This window comes from Ruegeria profundi, from assembly GCF_001507545.1.
Classification (GTDB): Bacteria; Pseudomonadota; Alphaproteobacteria; order Rhodobacterales; family Rhodobacteraceae; genus Ruegeria; species Ruegeria profundi.
On record NZ_LQBP01000005.1, the window covers coordinates 157,168 to 172,669 of the forward strand.

Below are 15,502 nucleotides of genomic sequence, written 5' to 3' on the forward strand. Positions count from 1 at the left end.
TGCGCCTTTCCTAATGCGCCTCAGCCCAGTTCGCGCCTTGGCCTGCATCCACGCTCAGCTTTACATCCAGCTTGACTGCAGGGTTCGACGCACCCTCCATCACGTCGCGGGCAACGTCGATTACCTGATCCACCGCATCCTCGGCCACTTCGAACAGCAATTCGTCGTGTACCTGCAGCAGCATCTTGGCGGGCAAGCCGTTGATTGCATCCGGCATTCGTACCATGGCCCGCCGGATCACATCCGCCGCAGTCCCCTGAATCGGCGCGTTGATCGCCGCCCGGCGCGAGAAACCGGCATGCGGCCCTTTGGCATTGATTTCGGGCGTATGGATTTTGCGTCCAAACAGGGTCTGGACATAACCATGATCCTTCGCGAAAGCGATGGTGTCGTCCATGTATTTCCGAATACCCGGGAAACGTTCGAAATAGCGGTCGATAAAGCCCTGCGCTTCGGCCCGTGGAATGCGTAAGTTGCGCGCAAGTCCAAAACCCGAAATGCCGTAGATCACACCAAAGTTGATCGCCTTGGCCTTGCGGCGAATATCTGGCGTCATCTCGTCCGGTGGGACATCGAACATCTCGGACGCCGTCATCGCGTGAATATCCAACCCATCCGTAAACGCCTGTTTCAGGGCCGGAATATCGGCGATATGGGCCAGGATTCGCAGCTCGATCTGGCTATAGTCAAGGCTGACCATCACGTTACCCGGTTCGGCAACAAATGCCTCGCGAATGCGACGCCCTTCTTCGGTGCGCACAGGAATGTTCTGCAGGTTCGGATCAGTTGACGCCAGACGTCCCGTATTGGCCCCAGTGATCGAATAAGACGTATGCACCCGGCCCGTATCGGGATTGATATGGGTCTGAAGCGCATCCGTATAGGTCGATTTCAGCTTGGAAAGCTGCCGCCAGTCCAACACCCTGCGCGGCAGTTCATGCTCGGTCGCGAGGTCCTCAAGAATATCTGCGCCGGTCGAATACTTGCCGGTTTTGCCTTTCTTGCCGCCTTCCAGACCCATCTTGTCGAACAGAATTTCACCCAGCTGCGCGGGTGAGCCGACGTTGAAAGTCTCACCTGCCAGTTCGTGGATTTCAGCCTCTAACCCGGCCATTTTCTGTGCAAACGCGTTGGACATGCGCGATAGAACATCGCGGTCGACCTTTATGCCATGCATCTCCATCTCGGTCAGGACCGGCACCAACGGACGTTCCAGCGTTTCGTAAACCGTTGTTACCTGAGCCTGATGCAGCTGGGGTTTGAACAGCCTCCACAGGCGCAGCGTGATATCCGCATCCTCGGCGGCATAGGCCGTAGCCTCATCAATTGGCACCTTGTCGAAGGTGATCGCTGATTTACCCGATCCCAACAGCGGTTTGATCGGGATCGGTGTGTGGCTCAGATACCGCTCCGAGAGTGTATCCATGCCATGCCCATGCTCGCCGCCGTGCATCGCGTATGACATCAGCATCGTGTCGTCGATGGGGGCAATGTCGATGCCATACCGTTTAAAAATCTTGGCGTCGTATTTCATGTTCTGCCCGATTTTCAGGATCGACGGGTCCTGAAGCATCGGTTTCAGCAGTGTTAGAGCCTCATCCACCGGCATCTGCCCTTCGGCCAACGCATCCGATCCGAACAGATCATCAGCCGCCCCATCCCGGTGGGTCAGTGGCACATAGCACGCCTCACCGGGCTCGATACACAGTGAAATACCCACCAGATCAGCAATCATCTCGTTCAGACCGGTGGTCTCGGTGTCTACCGCGACCCAGCCGCGTTCATAGGCCAGATCAATCCATTTCTGCAGCGCGCCAGCGTCCCGGATACACTCGTATTTCGTTGCATCAAAGGGCGCGGCCTTAACCTCTTCCACCTCGGCGGCAGGCGCAGGCGCGTCGGCAATCACGGGCGCTTCTGCCCCCAGTTTGTCCGCGATGCGCTTCGTTAGTGTGCGGAACTCCATCTCTGCCAGAAAGCCCAGTAGGATCTCGGAATCAGGGTCCGTCACCTCAAGATCGTCCAAAGTGAAGTCCAACGGAGTGTTCTCGTCCAATTGCACAAGTTTCTTGGACAGTTCGATCTGATCGCGCTTTTCGATCAGGGTCTGGCGGCGCTTGGGCTGCTTGATCTCTTCCGCACGATCCAGAAGCGTTTCCAGATCGCCAAATTCGTTGATCAGCAGCGCTGCGGTTTTTACCCCGATCCCCGGTGCGCCCGGAACGTTGTCGACGCTGTCGCCAGCCAAGGCCTGCACATCAACCACACGTTCTGGTCCAACACCAAATTTTTCAACCACGCCATCCCGGTCGATACGCTTGTTCTTCATCGCGTCCAGCATTTCAACGCCGTCGCCAACCAGTTGCATCAGGTCCTTGTCAGAGCTGACAATGGTGACACGTCCGCCCGCATTGCGCGCCTGAACAGTGAGCGTCGCGATGATGTCGTCGGCCTCGTAGCCTTCCAATTCCTTGCATGCGATGTTGAAAGCGCGGGTTGCTTCACGGGTCAGCGGAATCTGGGGGCGCAGGTCTTCGGGCATCGCCTCGCGGTTTGCCTTGTACTGGTCATACAGGTCATTTCGGAAGGTATGAGAGCCCTTGTCAAAGATCACCGCCACATGGGTCGGTGCATCCGGCCCGGAATTTCCTTCGACATATTTTTGCAGCATGTTGCAAAAGCCCGAAACCGCGCCGATCGGCAATCCGTCAGATTTTCGCGTCAGCGGAGGCAACGCGTGATAGGCCCTAAAAATAAAGGCCGATCCGTCAATCAGATGCAGATGACACCCTTTTCCGAAATTGCTCATGCGACGTCTCCGATTTGGTTGGAGACGGTTCTGCCACAGGGGCGCGCGGGTGACCAGTCAAGAAGGCGATCCATCCACCGGCAAGCGCACTCGCAGGCCGCCGGGGCCAGCCATAATTACACAGTGCGAAATGCCCGATGCGCCTTGTCCCAGATCAGCCCTGTCCGATCAGCGATGTATTGCATCTGCCTGCTGAGCGAACGGTCATTCAACCTGCGGCTCAGGGTGCGCAAGGGGATCACGTTGCGCTCTCCGAATCCGTCAATCAGAACAAACATTTTGGTTTGATTGCGCAGCCCATAGACTATGTTTTCGGGGTGAATATCGCGCCCCACGATCTGAAGCTGGAACAGGCTTTTCACAAAGCTGTTCAATTGGTTCAGGACCTCGTCGCTCAGCGTTCCCTGTTCACACACCCACGACAATTGTCGAGCAAGCTGCCCGTCTTCGGATTGTATGCGCTCTACAACAAGACCCGGGCCGACATCGGTCTGCACGACACCGAAAGAGCGTGCCAACGGCAATTGCGCAATATCGGTACCGCTTTTCAAAGCTGCCTTCAGCTCGCACTCCATTTCCTTCAGGGCGTTGCGATAGATCGCATCGGGAAACACTCGTCGGATCAGCCGCTTTGTGTAGGACCGAATGGGACGTTTGCGCGGCCGTGTGACCTTGATCAGTAGCTCTGGGAAATCCGGACAGGCATACACGTCCCTTTGACCACCGGTCGTCAGAGGCTCCTGACTCGACAGCTGCAAAAGATCCAGTGCAAACAGCATCACGCCTCCGTAGTGTTTCGAAGCCGCGATGCTTCGTCTGGCCGAAAAAGGGAAAAGTCGGGCAAGTGGGCTGCCAGCCCTCTCAGCTCTGCCCCGCTGCGCCTTTCAGCACGTATTTGCAGTCGCAATAGGGGCATTCGACCCAACCGATGTCCTCGGGGATTTGAAGCCACACGCGCGGATGACCCAGCGCACCCTCGCCACCGTCGCACGCGACACGGGTGGTTTCGACGATCTTGGTTTCCGGCGCTTCGATGGTCACGGCTGGCGATCCTTCTTCAGTTGTCGGCCTCGCGGGCATGTATTAGGTGCGTTTATGAGCGATGAGCAAACCGGGGGCAAGAGCCACATGAGCGATGCGGCAATCACAATTGAAGGGCTGCGCAAGACCTATAAAGGCGGCAAGGGCCAGCCTGAGAAGCATGCACTCAAGGGTATCGACCTGACAGTCCCGCGCGGTTCGGTTTTTGGTTTGCTCGGGCCAAACGGCGCTGGAAAGTCGACGCTGATCAACATTTTGGCCGGTTTGGTGGTTAAAACTGCGGGCCGCGTCGTGATCTGCGGGTTTGATCAGGATAAACATCCGCGCCAATCCCGCGCTGCAATCGGTGTCATGCCGCAAGAGCTGAACCTTGATCCTTTCTTCACGCCTCGTGGCGCGTTGGAAGTTCAGGCGGGGCTTTACGGCGTTCCCAAGGCACAGCGCCGCAGCGCCGAGATTCTGGATCTTGTCGGCCTGAGCGATAAAGCAGAGGCCTATGCACGAACCCTGTCGGGCGGCATGCGGCGGCGGCTGCTGCTGGCCAAGGCGCTGGTGCATCATCCCAAGATTCTGGTTCTGGATGAGCCCACGGCCGGTGTCGATATCGAGCTGCGCCAGATGCTTTGGGCCAATGTGCGCAAGCTAAACGAACAGGGTATGACCATTATTCTGACCACACATTACCTGGAAGAAGCGCAGGAGATGTGTGACGAGATCGCCATCATCAATCACGGAGAAATGATCGCGCAGGACAGCACCGCCAACCTGCTTGGGCGGATGGACAGCCGCACCATGGTGATCGCGCCGGACGACCCTGTCACCGACCTGCCCTCTGCGGATGGTGTCGAAGCGGCGCTGCGCGAGGATGGAAACCTGGTGCTGCGGTATCAGAGCATCCAGACCAGCGCCGAGCAGGTCCTGGAAGCCGTTCGTCAGGCAGGTATCCGTATCCGCGACGTCCGAACCGAAGAAGCCGATCTTGAGGATGTCTTCCTCGCGCTTACCTCATCCCGCGAGGATGAAGCCCCGGTGGACGATCACGACCAGCCCCGCAGGGGGATGCACCGGGTCAGGCTGTAGGCCCGGTTGATCCGCACAGGGCCAAAACATTCCACTTATTTAGGGTCTTCTTTTGCCTGCGCGCGCAGCATTTGCCCCATCATTTGTCCGAATTTACCCGATCCGCGCTGATACAGCGCCCCGTCGACGGACAGAACTGTTCCACTGATATAACTGGCCCAGTCCGAGCACAGGAACAGACAGGCATTGGCCACGTCCTGCGTGGTGCCCCACCGCCCCAGCGGCACGTCCTGTTTGATCTCTTCATGCGCGTTTTCCGTAGGAGCCAATCGGCGCGCCCCCTCGGTGCCCTCGATGAAACCTGGCACCACCGAGTTTACGCGAATCCCCTCAACCCCCCATTCCATCGACAGCGTTCGGGTAATCTGATCGACGCCCGCCTTGGCCGCGCAGACATGGGCCTGCCCTTCATAGGGTAGGAACGCTTGCGGGGCGGAAATGTTGATGATGCTGGCACCGGGTCGTTTCAGGTATGGATAGGCGCCTTTCATCACATGGACGGTGCCCATCAGGTCGATATCCACCACCGTCTTGAACGCGTTTACCGACATCTCAGAGGTCAGCGCCGGGAAATTCCCCGCCGCGCCCGAGACGAGAACGTCGAAATCGCCCAAGGCCTCGTGGAATTGTCTGAGGCCCTCGGCCACCGCCTCGGGGTCGCGCACGTCAAAGGCTGCGCCGACCACCTCTGCGGCACCGGCCTCTTTCAACGCGGTGAGCGTATCATCCACCTTCTCCTGCGACCGGCTGGCAACGGCCAGTTTGGCCCCCGAGGCCGCAAAAGCCTCGGCAATACCCCGATTGATGCCGCTGGTCCCGCCAATGACGATTACAGTTTGCCCTGCAAAATCCATGTAGACCTCCCTTAGCGGGGTGCCTTACTCACCGTAGGGCACCCAGATGTTCTTCACTTCGGTTGCAGCCTGAAGGAAGCGGCGCGATTGGTCCACGCTCCAGTCAAATGCCGTCGCGTTATTGACCCAGGTCCGCTTAAGGTTCCCGGCTGACACGGTTTCGATTTCTTGCGACAGATCGGTGGAGGAGAACGACCAGACCGCATCCAAGTTCAGATGCGAGGCCAGCGGTTTCGCCAAATCCGCATGGCTGCCTGTCAATATGTTGACCACACCCGCAGGCACGTCCGAAGTCTCAAGCACCTGGTAGAAGTCTGTCGCGGCAAGCGGATAGGGCTCTGACGCCACCAGAACCGTCCGGTTTCCCATCGCGATCGCAGGCGCCATCACGGACACCAAACCCAGCAGAGGGGCTTCATCCGCACAGAGCGCGCCGATCACCCCGACGGGCTCTTTCATCGCGATCGCAACGCCCCGGATCGGAACGCCATGGACCTGGCCGTCATACTTGTCGGCCCAGGCAGCGGCGGTGAACAGACGCTGGATCGAGGTCTCGACCTCTTTCCTGCCGTCTTTCTTGCCGGTCATGGCGTCGATGCGCGCGGCGAATTCATCGGCACGGGCCGAGAGGTTCTCGCCAATGTAATACAGGATCTGCGCGCGCAGATGGCCGGTGGTCTTGGACCAGCCTTTCGCGCCTGCCGCAGCCTCAACCGCGTTGCGCACATCCTTGCGGTTGGCAATCCCCACATGGCCCAGCAGGCCGGATTTGCCCCACACGGGTTTGGAATAGCCGCTGTCGGGCCGCGCCTGCTTGCCACCGACATACATTTTGGCGGTGCGGTCAATCGGGTCGACTGGAGCGCCCTCGCCCATAGTGGCTTCAACCTTCGCAAGCGGCTTCGCCTTGCCCTTGGGTCTGGTATAGGCCGCCAAGCCTTCCCAACCGCCTTCACGGCCAAAGCCGCTTTCACGCACGCCACCAAAGCCAGCGGCGGCGTCGAACAGGTTGGTCGCGTTGACCCAGACCACGCCCGCAACGAGCTTAGGCGCGATATCCAGCGCGAGGTTCACATTCTCTGTCCAGACAGTTGCCGCCAGGCCGTAGCGGGTATTGTTGGCCAGCTCAACCGCCTCGGCCGGGGTGCGGAAGGTGGATGACACCAGCACCGGGCCGAAAATCTCTTCCTGCATCAGCGGATCGGAGGTTTCGAGGCCCGAGATCAGGGTCGGCGGATAATAACAGCCATTTTCGGGCAACTCACAGGCGGCTTGATGCACGTGACCAACCGTATTGCTTTCAACCATGCCCTTGATGGTTTGCAACTGGATGGGATCCACAACCGCGCCCACGTCGATGCACTTGTCCAGCGGATCGCCAATACGCAGCGTGTCCATCCGTGCGCGCAGCTTCTCGTGGAAACGGTCGGCTATCCCCTCCTGCACCAGCAGGCGAGACCCTGCACAGCACACCTGCCCCTGGTTGAACCAGATTGCATCGACCAGACCTTCCATGGCGCTGTCGATATCGGCGTCGTCAAAGACGATATAAGGTGACTTGCCACCCAGCTCGAGCGTCAGGGCCTTGCCCGACCCGGCGGTGGCCTCGCGGATGCGGCGGCCAACCGAGGTCGAGCCGGTGAAGGCGATCTTGTCCACGTCCGCGTTTACGATCATCTCACCCACCGCACCGTCGCCGGTGACGATGTTGACCACGCCCTTCGGCAGCCCGGCCTGCGTGCAGATATCGGCAAACAACAACGCTGTCAGAGAGGTATACTCGGCCGGTTTCAGAACCACCGTGTTACCCATCGCCAGAGCAGGCGCGATCTTCCACGCCAGCATCAGCAGTGGGAAGTTCCAAGGAATGATCTGCCCGCATACGCCAAGCGCTTGCGCGTCTGGCAGCTCGCTCTCCATCAGTTGCGCCATACCTGCGTGATAGTAGAAATGCCGCTGCGCCAGCGGGATGTCGATGTCGCGCGATTCACGGATAGGCTTGCCATTGTCCAGGCTTTCCAGCACTGCAAACAAGCGCGAATGCTTCTGCAACAGCCGTGCAATGGCGTAGAGATAGCGCGCGCGTCCCGCGCCGCCCAGCTTTTCCCATTTCGGTTGCGCCTTGCGAGCGGCAGCGACGGCGGCGTCAACATCGGCTTGCTTGGCCTGCGTCAGCTTGGCCAGAACCTCTCCGGTCGCCGGGTTGCGGCTTTCGAACCCTTTGCCGGGTTTGGTGAAAGCGCCATCGATATAATGGCCAAACTTGTCGCCCTGATCGACCAGCCATGCCAGCGCCTCGGCCGCGCTTTCGGGGGCGGGGCCGTAGTCCATGGTTTCGAAAATCTCTTTGACTGTCATTGTTCTTGTCCTTTTCCCGGGGCTTCGCCCGTTCGGCACTGAAATCGCTCCACTGGAGCGACTTCCGGGCGTGCCTCAGCCCATAGAATGACGGTAACCGGCGGAATATGCGCCCGTCACATAGTGTTCCAACTGCCGTTCAATATCACCCAGCAGAGACGACGCGCCAAAGCGGAACAGATCGGGTTCCAGCCAGCGATCCCCAAGCTCATCTTTGATCAGAGCCAGATAAACCAGTGCATCCTTAGCCTTTGAGATACCGCCCGCAGGCTTGTACCCAACGCGATAGCCGGTGCGGTCATAATAGTCGCGGATGGCGCGGATCATCACCAGTGAAACGGGCAGGGTGGCGTTGACGCTTTCTTTCCCGGTCGAGGTTTTGATGAAATCCGCCCCGGCCATCATGCAAACCAGCGAGGCGCGCGCGACGTTTCGCAGGCTACCCAGTTCACCAGTCGCCAGGATGGCTTTGACATGCGCATCGCCGCAGGCCGCACGGAAGGCTTTCATCTCGTCATACAAAGCCTGCCAGTTGCCCGACAGCACGTGGCGACGCGAGATCACGATATCGATCTCCTCAGCCCCGGCCTGAACGCTTTCCTCGATCTCGGCCACGCGCAGGTGAAACGGCGACAGGCCAGCCGGAAACCCCGTGGACACCGCAGCCACCGGGATGCCGGTGCCTTCCAGTGCCTCAACGGCGGTTTCGACCATGTCGTGATAAACGCAGACCGCCCCGGTGGTGATCGGCGTCATGTCCATTGCACGCAACAGCGTAGGCGACACCGGTTGACGTGCCTTGGCACAAAGGCGGCGCACCCGGCCAACCGTGTCGTCGCCCGACAAGGTGGTCAGGTCGATCATCGTGATCGCCTTCAGCAACCAAGCCGCCTGATAATCTTTCTTTACAGATCGTCGACCGGGCAGGGTTGCTGCGCGACGCTCTATGGCCGACGTATTGGCCTGAACGGCACGCACCCAGTCCAGATCAAGATCCATTCCGGGGTTTCTGGGCTCGGTCACTTGCGGCAGATGCGCGGTGCGCACGGGGCTGTCTGAGCTCTGCGTTTCCATTGTCACATCCTTTGGAGGTTTGCGTCAAACTTGCACGAGAGGTGCCCAAATGGAAGGCGTAGCAGCGCACAGCCTGAACATTTTTTGACCAAATGGACAAAATACATACTTTTTTTGCGAATAATTCGCAATAGCGTTGACTTAGTTGCGAGTGGTTCGCATATTCATTTGCAAGAGGACAGCAAACCGGGGATTGGTATGATTCGTCGCAGCTTTCTTGCAGCGCTGGCTTTTGCTGCTGCATTGCCTTTAGCCGCATGGGCCGAAACGCCCCTGAAAGTGGTCGCAACAACTGGTATGATCGCTGATGCGACCCGTCAGGTCGGTGGTGATCAGGTAGAAGTCAAAGGTCTGATGGGGCCGGGTGTTGACCCGCATGCCTATCGCCAGACGCGCAGCGACATCGTGGCGATGACCCGCGCGGACGTTGTTCTGTGGCATGGTCTGTATCTTGAAGCGCAGATGGAAGACTTCTTCCGTGATCTTGCGCGCAAACAGACCGTTGTTGCGGTTGCAGAAGGGATCGACAAATCCAAACTGCGCGCCCATGACGACTACGCTGACAAGTACGACCCGCATGTCTGGATGAGCCCGGACCTGTGGCGTGAAGTCGTAATCGAGATTCAGGACACTCTGACCGAGGTGCGCCCCGAGGCTGCAGACATCTTCGCTGCAAACGCACAAGCGCATCTCGCCGAACTTGAGAAGTTGCAAGCCTACGCTGACCAGACCCTTGCCGCCGTTCCGGAACAGAACCGCGTATTGGTCACAGCGCATGATGCGTTTGGCTATTTCGGCGCTGAACACGGGTATGAAGTGATGGGCATTCAGGGGATTTCGACGCAGTCCGAGGCCGGCCTCAACCGCATCGGAGAGCTGGTGGATACACTGGTCGACAAGCAACTCAAGGCGGTGTTCGTGGAAAGCTCGGTCTCTGACCGGTTGATGCGCGCTTTGATCGAAGGCGCGGCGGCTAAGGGCCACGATGTTGGTGTGGGTGGTGAGCTTTATTCGGACGCGATGGGTGAGCCGGGCACCTACGAAGGCACCTATGTGGGCATGCTGGACCACAATATCACCACGATCGCCGGAGCGCTGGGCGCAGACGTGCCCGAACGTGGGATGAACGGCAAACTGTCGGCGGGGTACTAACGCATGCTGGAATTGGCCACAAATCAGGGTATCCCGGTTGCCGAACACAATGTTGAGGACAGCCCCTTGGCCATACGGGGCCTGACCGTATCCTATGGTCAGAAACCGGTGGTTTTTTCGGTTGATATGACCGTGCAGCCGGGGGCGATGACTGCAATCATCGGCCCGAACGGAGCGGGGAAATCGACCCTGCTCAAGGCTGCTTTGGGGATTGTGGCGCCGCTGTCCGGGCAGGTGACGGTTTTTGGTCAGCCGCTGGAACAGCAGCGCGCCCGCATCGCTTATGTTCCACAGCGGGCCAGCGTGGATTGGGATTTCCCCACTCGCGTGATCGACGTTGTCTTGATGGGTTTGTCGCGGCAGCTGGGGTTGCTGGGCCGTATCCGGGCACGGCACATGTCGCGCGCGATGGAATGTCTGAACCGCGTTGGCATGCGCGATTTCGCGGATCGCCAGATTGGCCAGCTTTCCGGCGGTCAGCAGCAACGGGTTTTCCTGGCGCGCGCTTTGGCGCAGGATGCCGACCTTTATCTGCTGGATGAACCGTTTGCCGGAGTTGATGCCGCAACCGAGAAAGCCATCATCGCGGTTCTGAAATCGCTGAAAGAAGCTGGCAAGACAGTTGTTGTCGTGCATCACGATCTGGCTACTGTCACTGAGTATTTTGATCACGTCTTCCTGATCAATACCCGCAAAGTGGCCGAAGGTCCTGTGGACACGGCGTTCACGGCTGAAACACTGCAAACAGCCTATGGCGGCCGCCTGGCCACCGCTCAGATCGACCAGATCTCGCGCGCGCTGGCGTAGTCATGTTTTGGGAAGCCCTGACCCTACAGCTTGGCTACAATGCCACGCTGGTCGCGATTGGCGCGACTCTGTTGGGTGTGTCAGCCGGAGTCACCGGCACTTTCCTGTTCCTGCGAAAGCGCGCGCTTGTCAGTGACGCGATCAGCCATGCGACTTTGCCAGGCGTCTGTCTGGCTTTCATGATGCTGGTTTTCCTGGGTGGCGACGGGCGCAACCTGATCGGCTTGCTGGCCGGATCGGCGATTTCGGCGTGGATCGGTTTGCTTTGCATGAATTGGCTGACGCGCCGCACCCGACTGGCTGAGGATGCGGCGATCGGGGCTGTTCTTTCAGTCTTTTTTGGCTTTGGCATCGTGTTGCTGACGGTCATTCAAACGATGGGTGTGGGCCGTCAGGCCGGGCTCGAAGGGTTCCTTCTGGGGTCGACGGCCGGGATGCTGTGGGCCGACGCGCTGATCATCGCGATTGGCGGGGCGGCGACATTGTTGATGGTGATGATCATTCGCCGTCCAATGACGATTGTTGCCTTTGATGCGGACTACGCTGCGGCGCAGGGTTTGCCAGTGCATCGAATTGATCTGGCCATGATGGGGCTGGTGATGGCTGTCACTGTTGTGGGTTTGAAAATCGTTGGTTTGATCCTGATCGTGGCACTACTGATTATCCCCGCTGTCACCGCGCGATTCTGGACCGAACGGTCCGACAGGGTGGTGATGCTGGCAGGTCTGGCCGGGGGGCTGGCGGGATATCTTGGCGCGGCTCTTTCGGCTGTGACGCCCAACCTGCCGACCGGTCCCATCATCGTCTTGGTCAGCTTTGGCTTCTTTGCTCTGTCGCTGTTGTTTGCGCCTGGCCGGGGTGTGCTGGCGGCGGTTTTGCAGCATCTGAAATTCCAGCGCCGCGTTCATATTCGCCAAGGCCTTCTGGCGCTTGCACAAGGTCAGAAAATCTATGAACCGCTCACCCTGCGCCTGCTGGCACGCGCTGGTCTTGCCCGTGCTGACGGGGTTGCCACCGAGGCTGGCAAGGCCCTTGCTGCCAAGGCGCTGCGCGATGAAAAACGGTGGGAGGTTATCCGAGCCGACCAGGCGCATGAGGCGACGGCGGCGCTCTATGACGGGTTGCGTGATATTGAGACCGTGCTGACCCGAGACCAGATCGCCGAAATTGACCGACGGATCGGCGGTCCGCAGGAGGTTCCGGCATGAGCGGTGAAGACTTCGTTCCGCTGTCGCTGACACCTTTGCTCATCGGCACCTTCGCAGCGATTGCCTGCGCATTGCCCGGTAACTTTCTGGTCCTGCGAAAACAGGCCCTTATTGGTGATGCAATCAGCCATGTGGTTCTACCGGGCATCGTGGTGGCCTTTATCTTGACCGGCACAATCTCGACATGGCCCATGATGCTCGGCGCTGCGGGCGCGGCGATTGTCTCGGTCGTGATGATCGAGGCGATCCGGCGGTTGGGCCAGATCGAACCGGGGGCCGCGATGGGCGTGGTGTTCACCACCATGTTCGCGGGCGGCGTGCTGTTGTTGGAGCAGACCGATACGTCGAGTGTACATCTGGACGTGGAACATGCGCTTTATGGCAATCTGGAAAGCCTGATCTGGCTGGATGCGGTGGGGTGGTCGTCGCTGTTGGACCTGACGGCATTGGCCGGCCTGCCACCGGAACTGCCGCGAATTGCGTTGACGCTGGTCGGGGTGATCCTGTTCATCTGGGTGTTCTGGCGTCCGTTGAAGATTTCCACTTTTGACGAAGGTTTTGCCCAGACCATCGGCATTCGCACCGGTGCGCTTGGCATGGCGCTTGTGATCGTGGCAGCCATATCCGCCGTGGCCTCTTTTGACGCGGTCGGCTCTATTATCGTGATCGCGATGTTCATCTGCCCCCCGGCGGCAGCGCGGATGATGACCAACGGGCTTGAGGCGCAGATCGCGTGGAGCGTCGTCTTTGCCGGTGCGTCGGCGGTGTCGGGGTACGTTTTGGCGGGATACGGTCCGCTTTGGTTGGGGGCTGCGGATGCGGTCAGCGCGGCAGGAATGATCGCAACAATGTCCGGCCTGATTCTGGCAATTGCAGCACTGTGGGGTCCTTACCGCACACGTACCGGCGCCCCTCAAGAGGCTTGACACGGCGTGTTCCCGCTAACGGTGAATCGTATCTTTCGGCTGAAAATCGCCTAGATACGGTGCGTTAGTAGATCACGTAACTGTGATATCGCGTTTCGTGCTAGGACAACCGCTAATGAATTCAGGATGACCACCACTCACTTCGGAACGTTCGAACAATCTCGATCAGCTTTGCGTTAAACAAGACCAGCGCTGCGAGATTGTTCGAACGCCCCCTCTTCCGGACAATTACAGCCGCCAAACCGGTGGCAGAATCGTGCGAACCTGTGCTAGGTCTGGTAGCATGGCGCAGGCAAACCCCAATATCAGCGAAAATCGCCCGGTAATCCGGCAACTCGACGATGCCGCGATCAACCGTATTGCCGCGGGTGAAGTTGTGGAACGTCCGGCCTCTGCCGTGAAAGAACTGGTCGAAAATGCGATCGACGCCGGATCGACCCGGATCGCCATAGACATTGCCGATGGGGGTAAGACACTGATTCGTGTCAGCGATGATGGTTGCGGGATTTCAGCAGAAGACTTGCCGCTGGCCTTGTCACGCCATGCAACATCAAAGATCGATGGCTCGGATCTGCTGAACATTCACACCTTCGGTTTTCGGGGCGAAGCGTTGCCCTCGCTCGCGGCGGTTGGGCGGCTGACCATCACCAGCCGGGTGCCGGGGGCAGAGGCTGCCTCGATCCACGTGGCGGGCGGCAAGATGGAGGCGGTAAAACCAGCGGCGCTGCGTGCTGGTACCGTGGTGGAACTGCGGCAGCTATTTTTTGCCACGCCCGCCCGTTTAAAATTCATGCGCACCGACCGGGCTGAGGCACAGGCAATCACCGACACGGTAAAACGGCTGGCCATGGCCGAGCCTTCGATCACCTTTACCTTGCGCGATGTCTCGGGTGGGGGCGAAGGCCGTGTGACCTTCCGCGCCGACCGCGAGAACGGCGACCTGTTCGACGCGCTACATGCGCGCCTAGCGCGTGTGATCGGCCGCGAGTTTGCCGAGAATGCCTTGCAGATCGACGCGACGCGCGAAGGCATCCGACTATACGGATACGCCGCATTACCGACCTATTCGCGCGGTGCAGCGGTGGCCCAATACCTGTGCGTGAATGGCCGCCCTGTGCGGGACAAGATGCTCACTGGTGCTTTACGCGCAGCCTATTTCGATTTCCTCAGCCGTGATCGGCACCCGGCGGCGGCTCTCTTCATTGACTGCGACCCAACTCTGGTGGACGTGAACGTGCATCCCGCAAAGTCCGAGGTCCGCTTCTGCGACCCCGGCGTGGCGCGTGGCTTGATCGTCTCGGCCTTGCGGCATGCTTTGGCCGAGGCAGGGCATCGGGCGTCCTCGACCGTGGCCAATGCCACCTTGGGTGCAATGCGGCCCGAACCGGCCTTGCCAGCGCAGCCCGCAGCGGCGCAGGTATATCAGATGGATCGGCCGTCGGTTGCGGCACGACAGGCCGCATACAGAGCGCAGTCGCCCGGATTCGCCGATCTGTCGCACGACTACAGCGGCAGCATTGTTGAGCCCGCGCCTGCAGGGCCAGTCGTTGAGGAGCCTCTGGCGCAAGACTTGCCCTTGGGCGCGGCGCGCGGGCAGGTGCATGAAAACTACATCATCGCTCAGACCGCCGATGGCATGGTGATCGTTGACCAGCACGCCGCGCATGAGCGGTTGGTTTACGAAAAGCTCAAACGCCAGATGGCAGAGAATGGCGTGTCCGCACAGGCATTGCTGATCCCCGAGATCGTTGAACTCTCCGAGGGCGATTGCGCGCGCCTGATGGCTGTAGCTGATGATTTGTCCCGCCTTGGGCTGACGCTTGAGCCTTTCGGTGGCGGTGCCATCGCTGTGCGCGAAACACCGGCGATCTTGGGTGAGGTCGATGCCCGCGCGATGATCCTGGATATCATAGACGAGCTGGCCGATCAGGGTGAAAGCCAGACGGTGCAGGCGCGGATTGAGGCGATTCTAAGCCGGGTTGCTTGCCATGGATCGGTCCGCTCGGGTCGCCGAATGCGCGCAGAAGAGATGAACGCCCTGCTGCGCGAGATGGAGGCCACACCGCACTCGGGGCAATGCAATCACGGGCGACCGACATACGTCGAACTGAAGCTGACCGATATTGAGCGTTTGTTCGGCCGCAGTTGATCTGACTGTCAAGCCGGGCTAAGAAGAATAAAACAAGAACATCC

General features: G+C 59.4%; 12 protein-coding genes. 6 read left to right on the top strand and 6 right to left on the bottom strand.

Going from position 1 to position 15,502, the window contains the following annotated elements; genetic code table 11:
* Nucleotides 1–10: 10 nt before the first annotated feature.
* The 3 genes from polA to AVO44_RS11115 all read right to left on the bottom strand — a co-directional run bounded on the left by polA (nucleotide 11) and on the right by AVO44_RS11115 (nucleotide 3,850).
* Nucleotides 11–2,809: a DNA polymerase I gene (gene polA, locus AVO44_RS11105; protein ID WP_068336796.1), complete on the bottom strand. Its 2,799-nt coding sequence runs from the start codon at nucleotides 2,807–2,809 to the stop codon at nucleotides 11–13.
* Nucleotides 2,810–2,925: 116 nt separating this feature from the next.
* The gene (locus tag AVO44_RS11110; RefSeq protein ID WP_082677472.1) at nucleotides 2,926–3,588 is read right to left on the bottom strand and encodes a YrbL family protein; all 663 of its coding nucleotides are present in this window, start codon (nucleotides 3,586–3,588) and stop codon (nucleotides 2,926–2,928) included.
* Between the two features lie 82 nt (nucleotides 3,589–3,670).
* Entirely contained in the window at nucleotides 3,671–3,850 is a 180-nt protein-coding gene (locus tag AVO44_RS11115) for a zinc-finger domain-containing protein (protein ID WP_068336798.1), read from the bottom strand.
* An 87-nt stretch (nucleotides 3,851–3,937) separates the two neighbouring features.
* Here AVO44_RS11115 and AVO44_RS11120 point away from each other — a divergent pair, with 87 nt between their 5' ends.
* Nucleotides 3,938–4,930 carry an ABC transporter ATP-binding protein gene (locus AVO44_RS11120; RefSeq protein WP_068336800.1) on the top strand — a complete coding sequence of 331 codons (993 nt, stop codon included), beginning with the start codon at nucleotides 3,938–3,940 and terminating at the stop codon, nucleotides 4,928–4,930.
* Nucleotides 4,931–4,965: 35 nt separating this feature from the next.
* Here AVO44_RS11120 and AVO44_RS11125 read toward each other — a convergent pair whose 3' ends face one another.
* The 3 genes from AVO44_RS11125 to deoC all read right to left on the bottom strand — a co-directional run bounded on the left by AVO44_RS11125 (nucleotide 4,966) and on the right by deoC (nucleotide 9,216).
* Nucleotides 4,966–5,784, bottom strand: a complete 819-nt coding sequence (locus AVO44_RS11125) for an SDR family oxidoreductase (RefSeq protein WP_068336805.1) — start codon at nucleotides 5,782–5,784, stop codon at nucleotides 4,966–4,968.
* A gap of 24 nt (nucleotides 5,785–5,808) precedes the next feature.
* The gene (locus AVO44_RS11130) at nucleotides 5,809–8,142 is read right to left on the bottom strand and encodes an aldehyde dehydrogenase family protein (RefSeq protein WP_068336808.1); all 2,334 of its coding nucleotides are present in this window, start codon (nucleotides 8,140–8,142) and stop codon (nucleotides 5,809–5,811) included.
* Between the two features lie 75 nt (nucleotides 8,143–8,217).
* On the bottom strand, nucleotides 8,218–9,216 hold the full coding sequence (gene deoC / locus AVO44_RS11135) for a deoxyribose-phosphate aldolase (RefSeq protein ID WP_068336811.1): 999 nt from the start codon (nucleotides 9,214–9,216) through the stop codon (nucleotides 8,218–8,220).
* 198 nt (nucleotides 9,217–9,414) lie between these two features.
* Between deoC and AVO44_RS11140 the strand changes: the two genes are divergently transcribed.
* From AVO44_RS11140 to mutL, 5 genes are all read left to right on the top strand, one after another.
* Nucleotides 9,415–10,368 (top strand): metal ABC transporter solute-binding protein, Zn/Mn family, encoded by a 954-nt coding sequence (locus tag AVO44_RS11140; protein ID WP_068336813.1) that lies wholly within the window; start codon nucleotides 9,415–9,417, stop codon nucleotides 10,366–10,368.
* Nucleotides 10,369–10,371: 3 nt separating this feature from the next.
* Complete coding sequence (locus AVO44_RS11145) at nucleotides 10,372–11,175, top strand: metal ABC transporter ATP-binding protein (protein ID WP_068336816.1); 804 nt, start codon at nucleotides 10,372–10,374, stop codon at nucleotides 11,173–11,175.
* 2 nt (nucleotides 11,176–11,177) lie between these two features.
* A complete protein-coding gene (locus tag AVO44_RS11150) occupies nucleotides 11,178–12,383 on the top strand; it encodes a metal ABC transporter permease (RefSeq protein WP_068336819.1) in 1,206 nt (401 codons plus the stop codon).
* Nucleotides 12,380–13,309 carry a metal ABC transporter permease gene (locus AVO44_RS11155; protein WP_068336821.1) on the top strand — a complete coding sequence of 310 codons (930 nt, stop codon included), beginning with the start codon at nucleotides 12,380–12,382 and terminating at the stop codon, nucleotides 13,307–13,309. The genes AVO44_RS11150 and AVO44_RS11155 overlap by 4 nt, the downstream gene beginning before the upstream one ends.
* 283 nt (nucleotides 13,310–13,592) lie before the next feature.
* Nucleotides 13,593–15,458: a DNA mismatch repair endonuclease MutL gene (gene mutL / locus AVO44_RS11160; protein ID WP_068336822.1), complete on the top strand. Its 1,866-nt coding sequence runs from the start codon at nucleotides 13,593–13,595 to the stop codon at nucleotides 15,456–15,458.
* The last annotated feature ends 44 nt before the right edge of the window (nucleotides 15,459–15,502 follow it).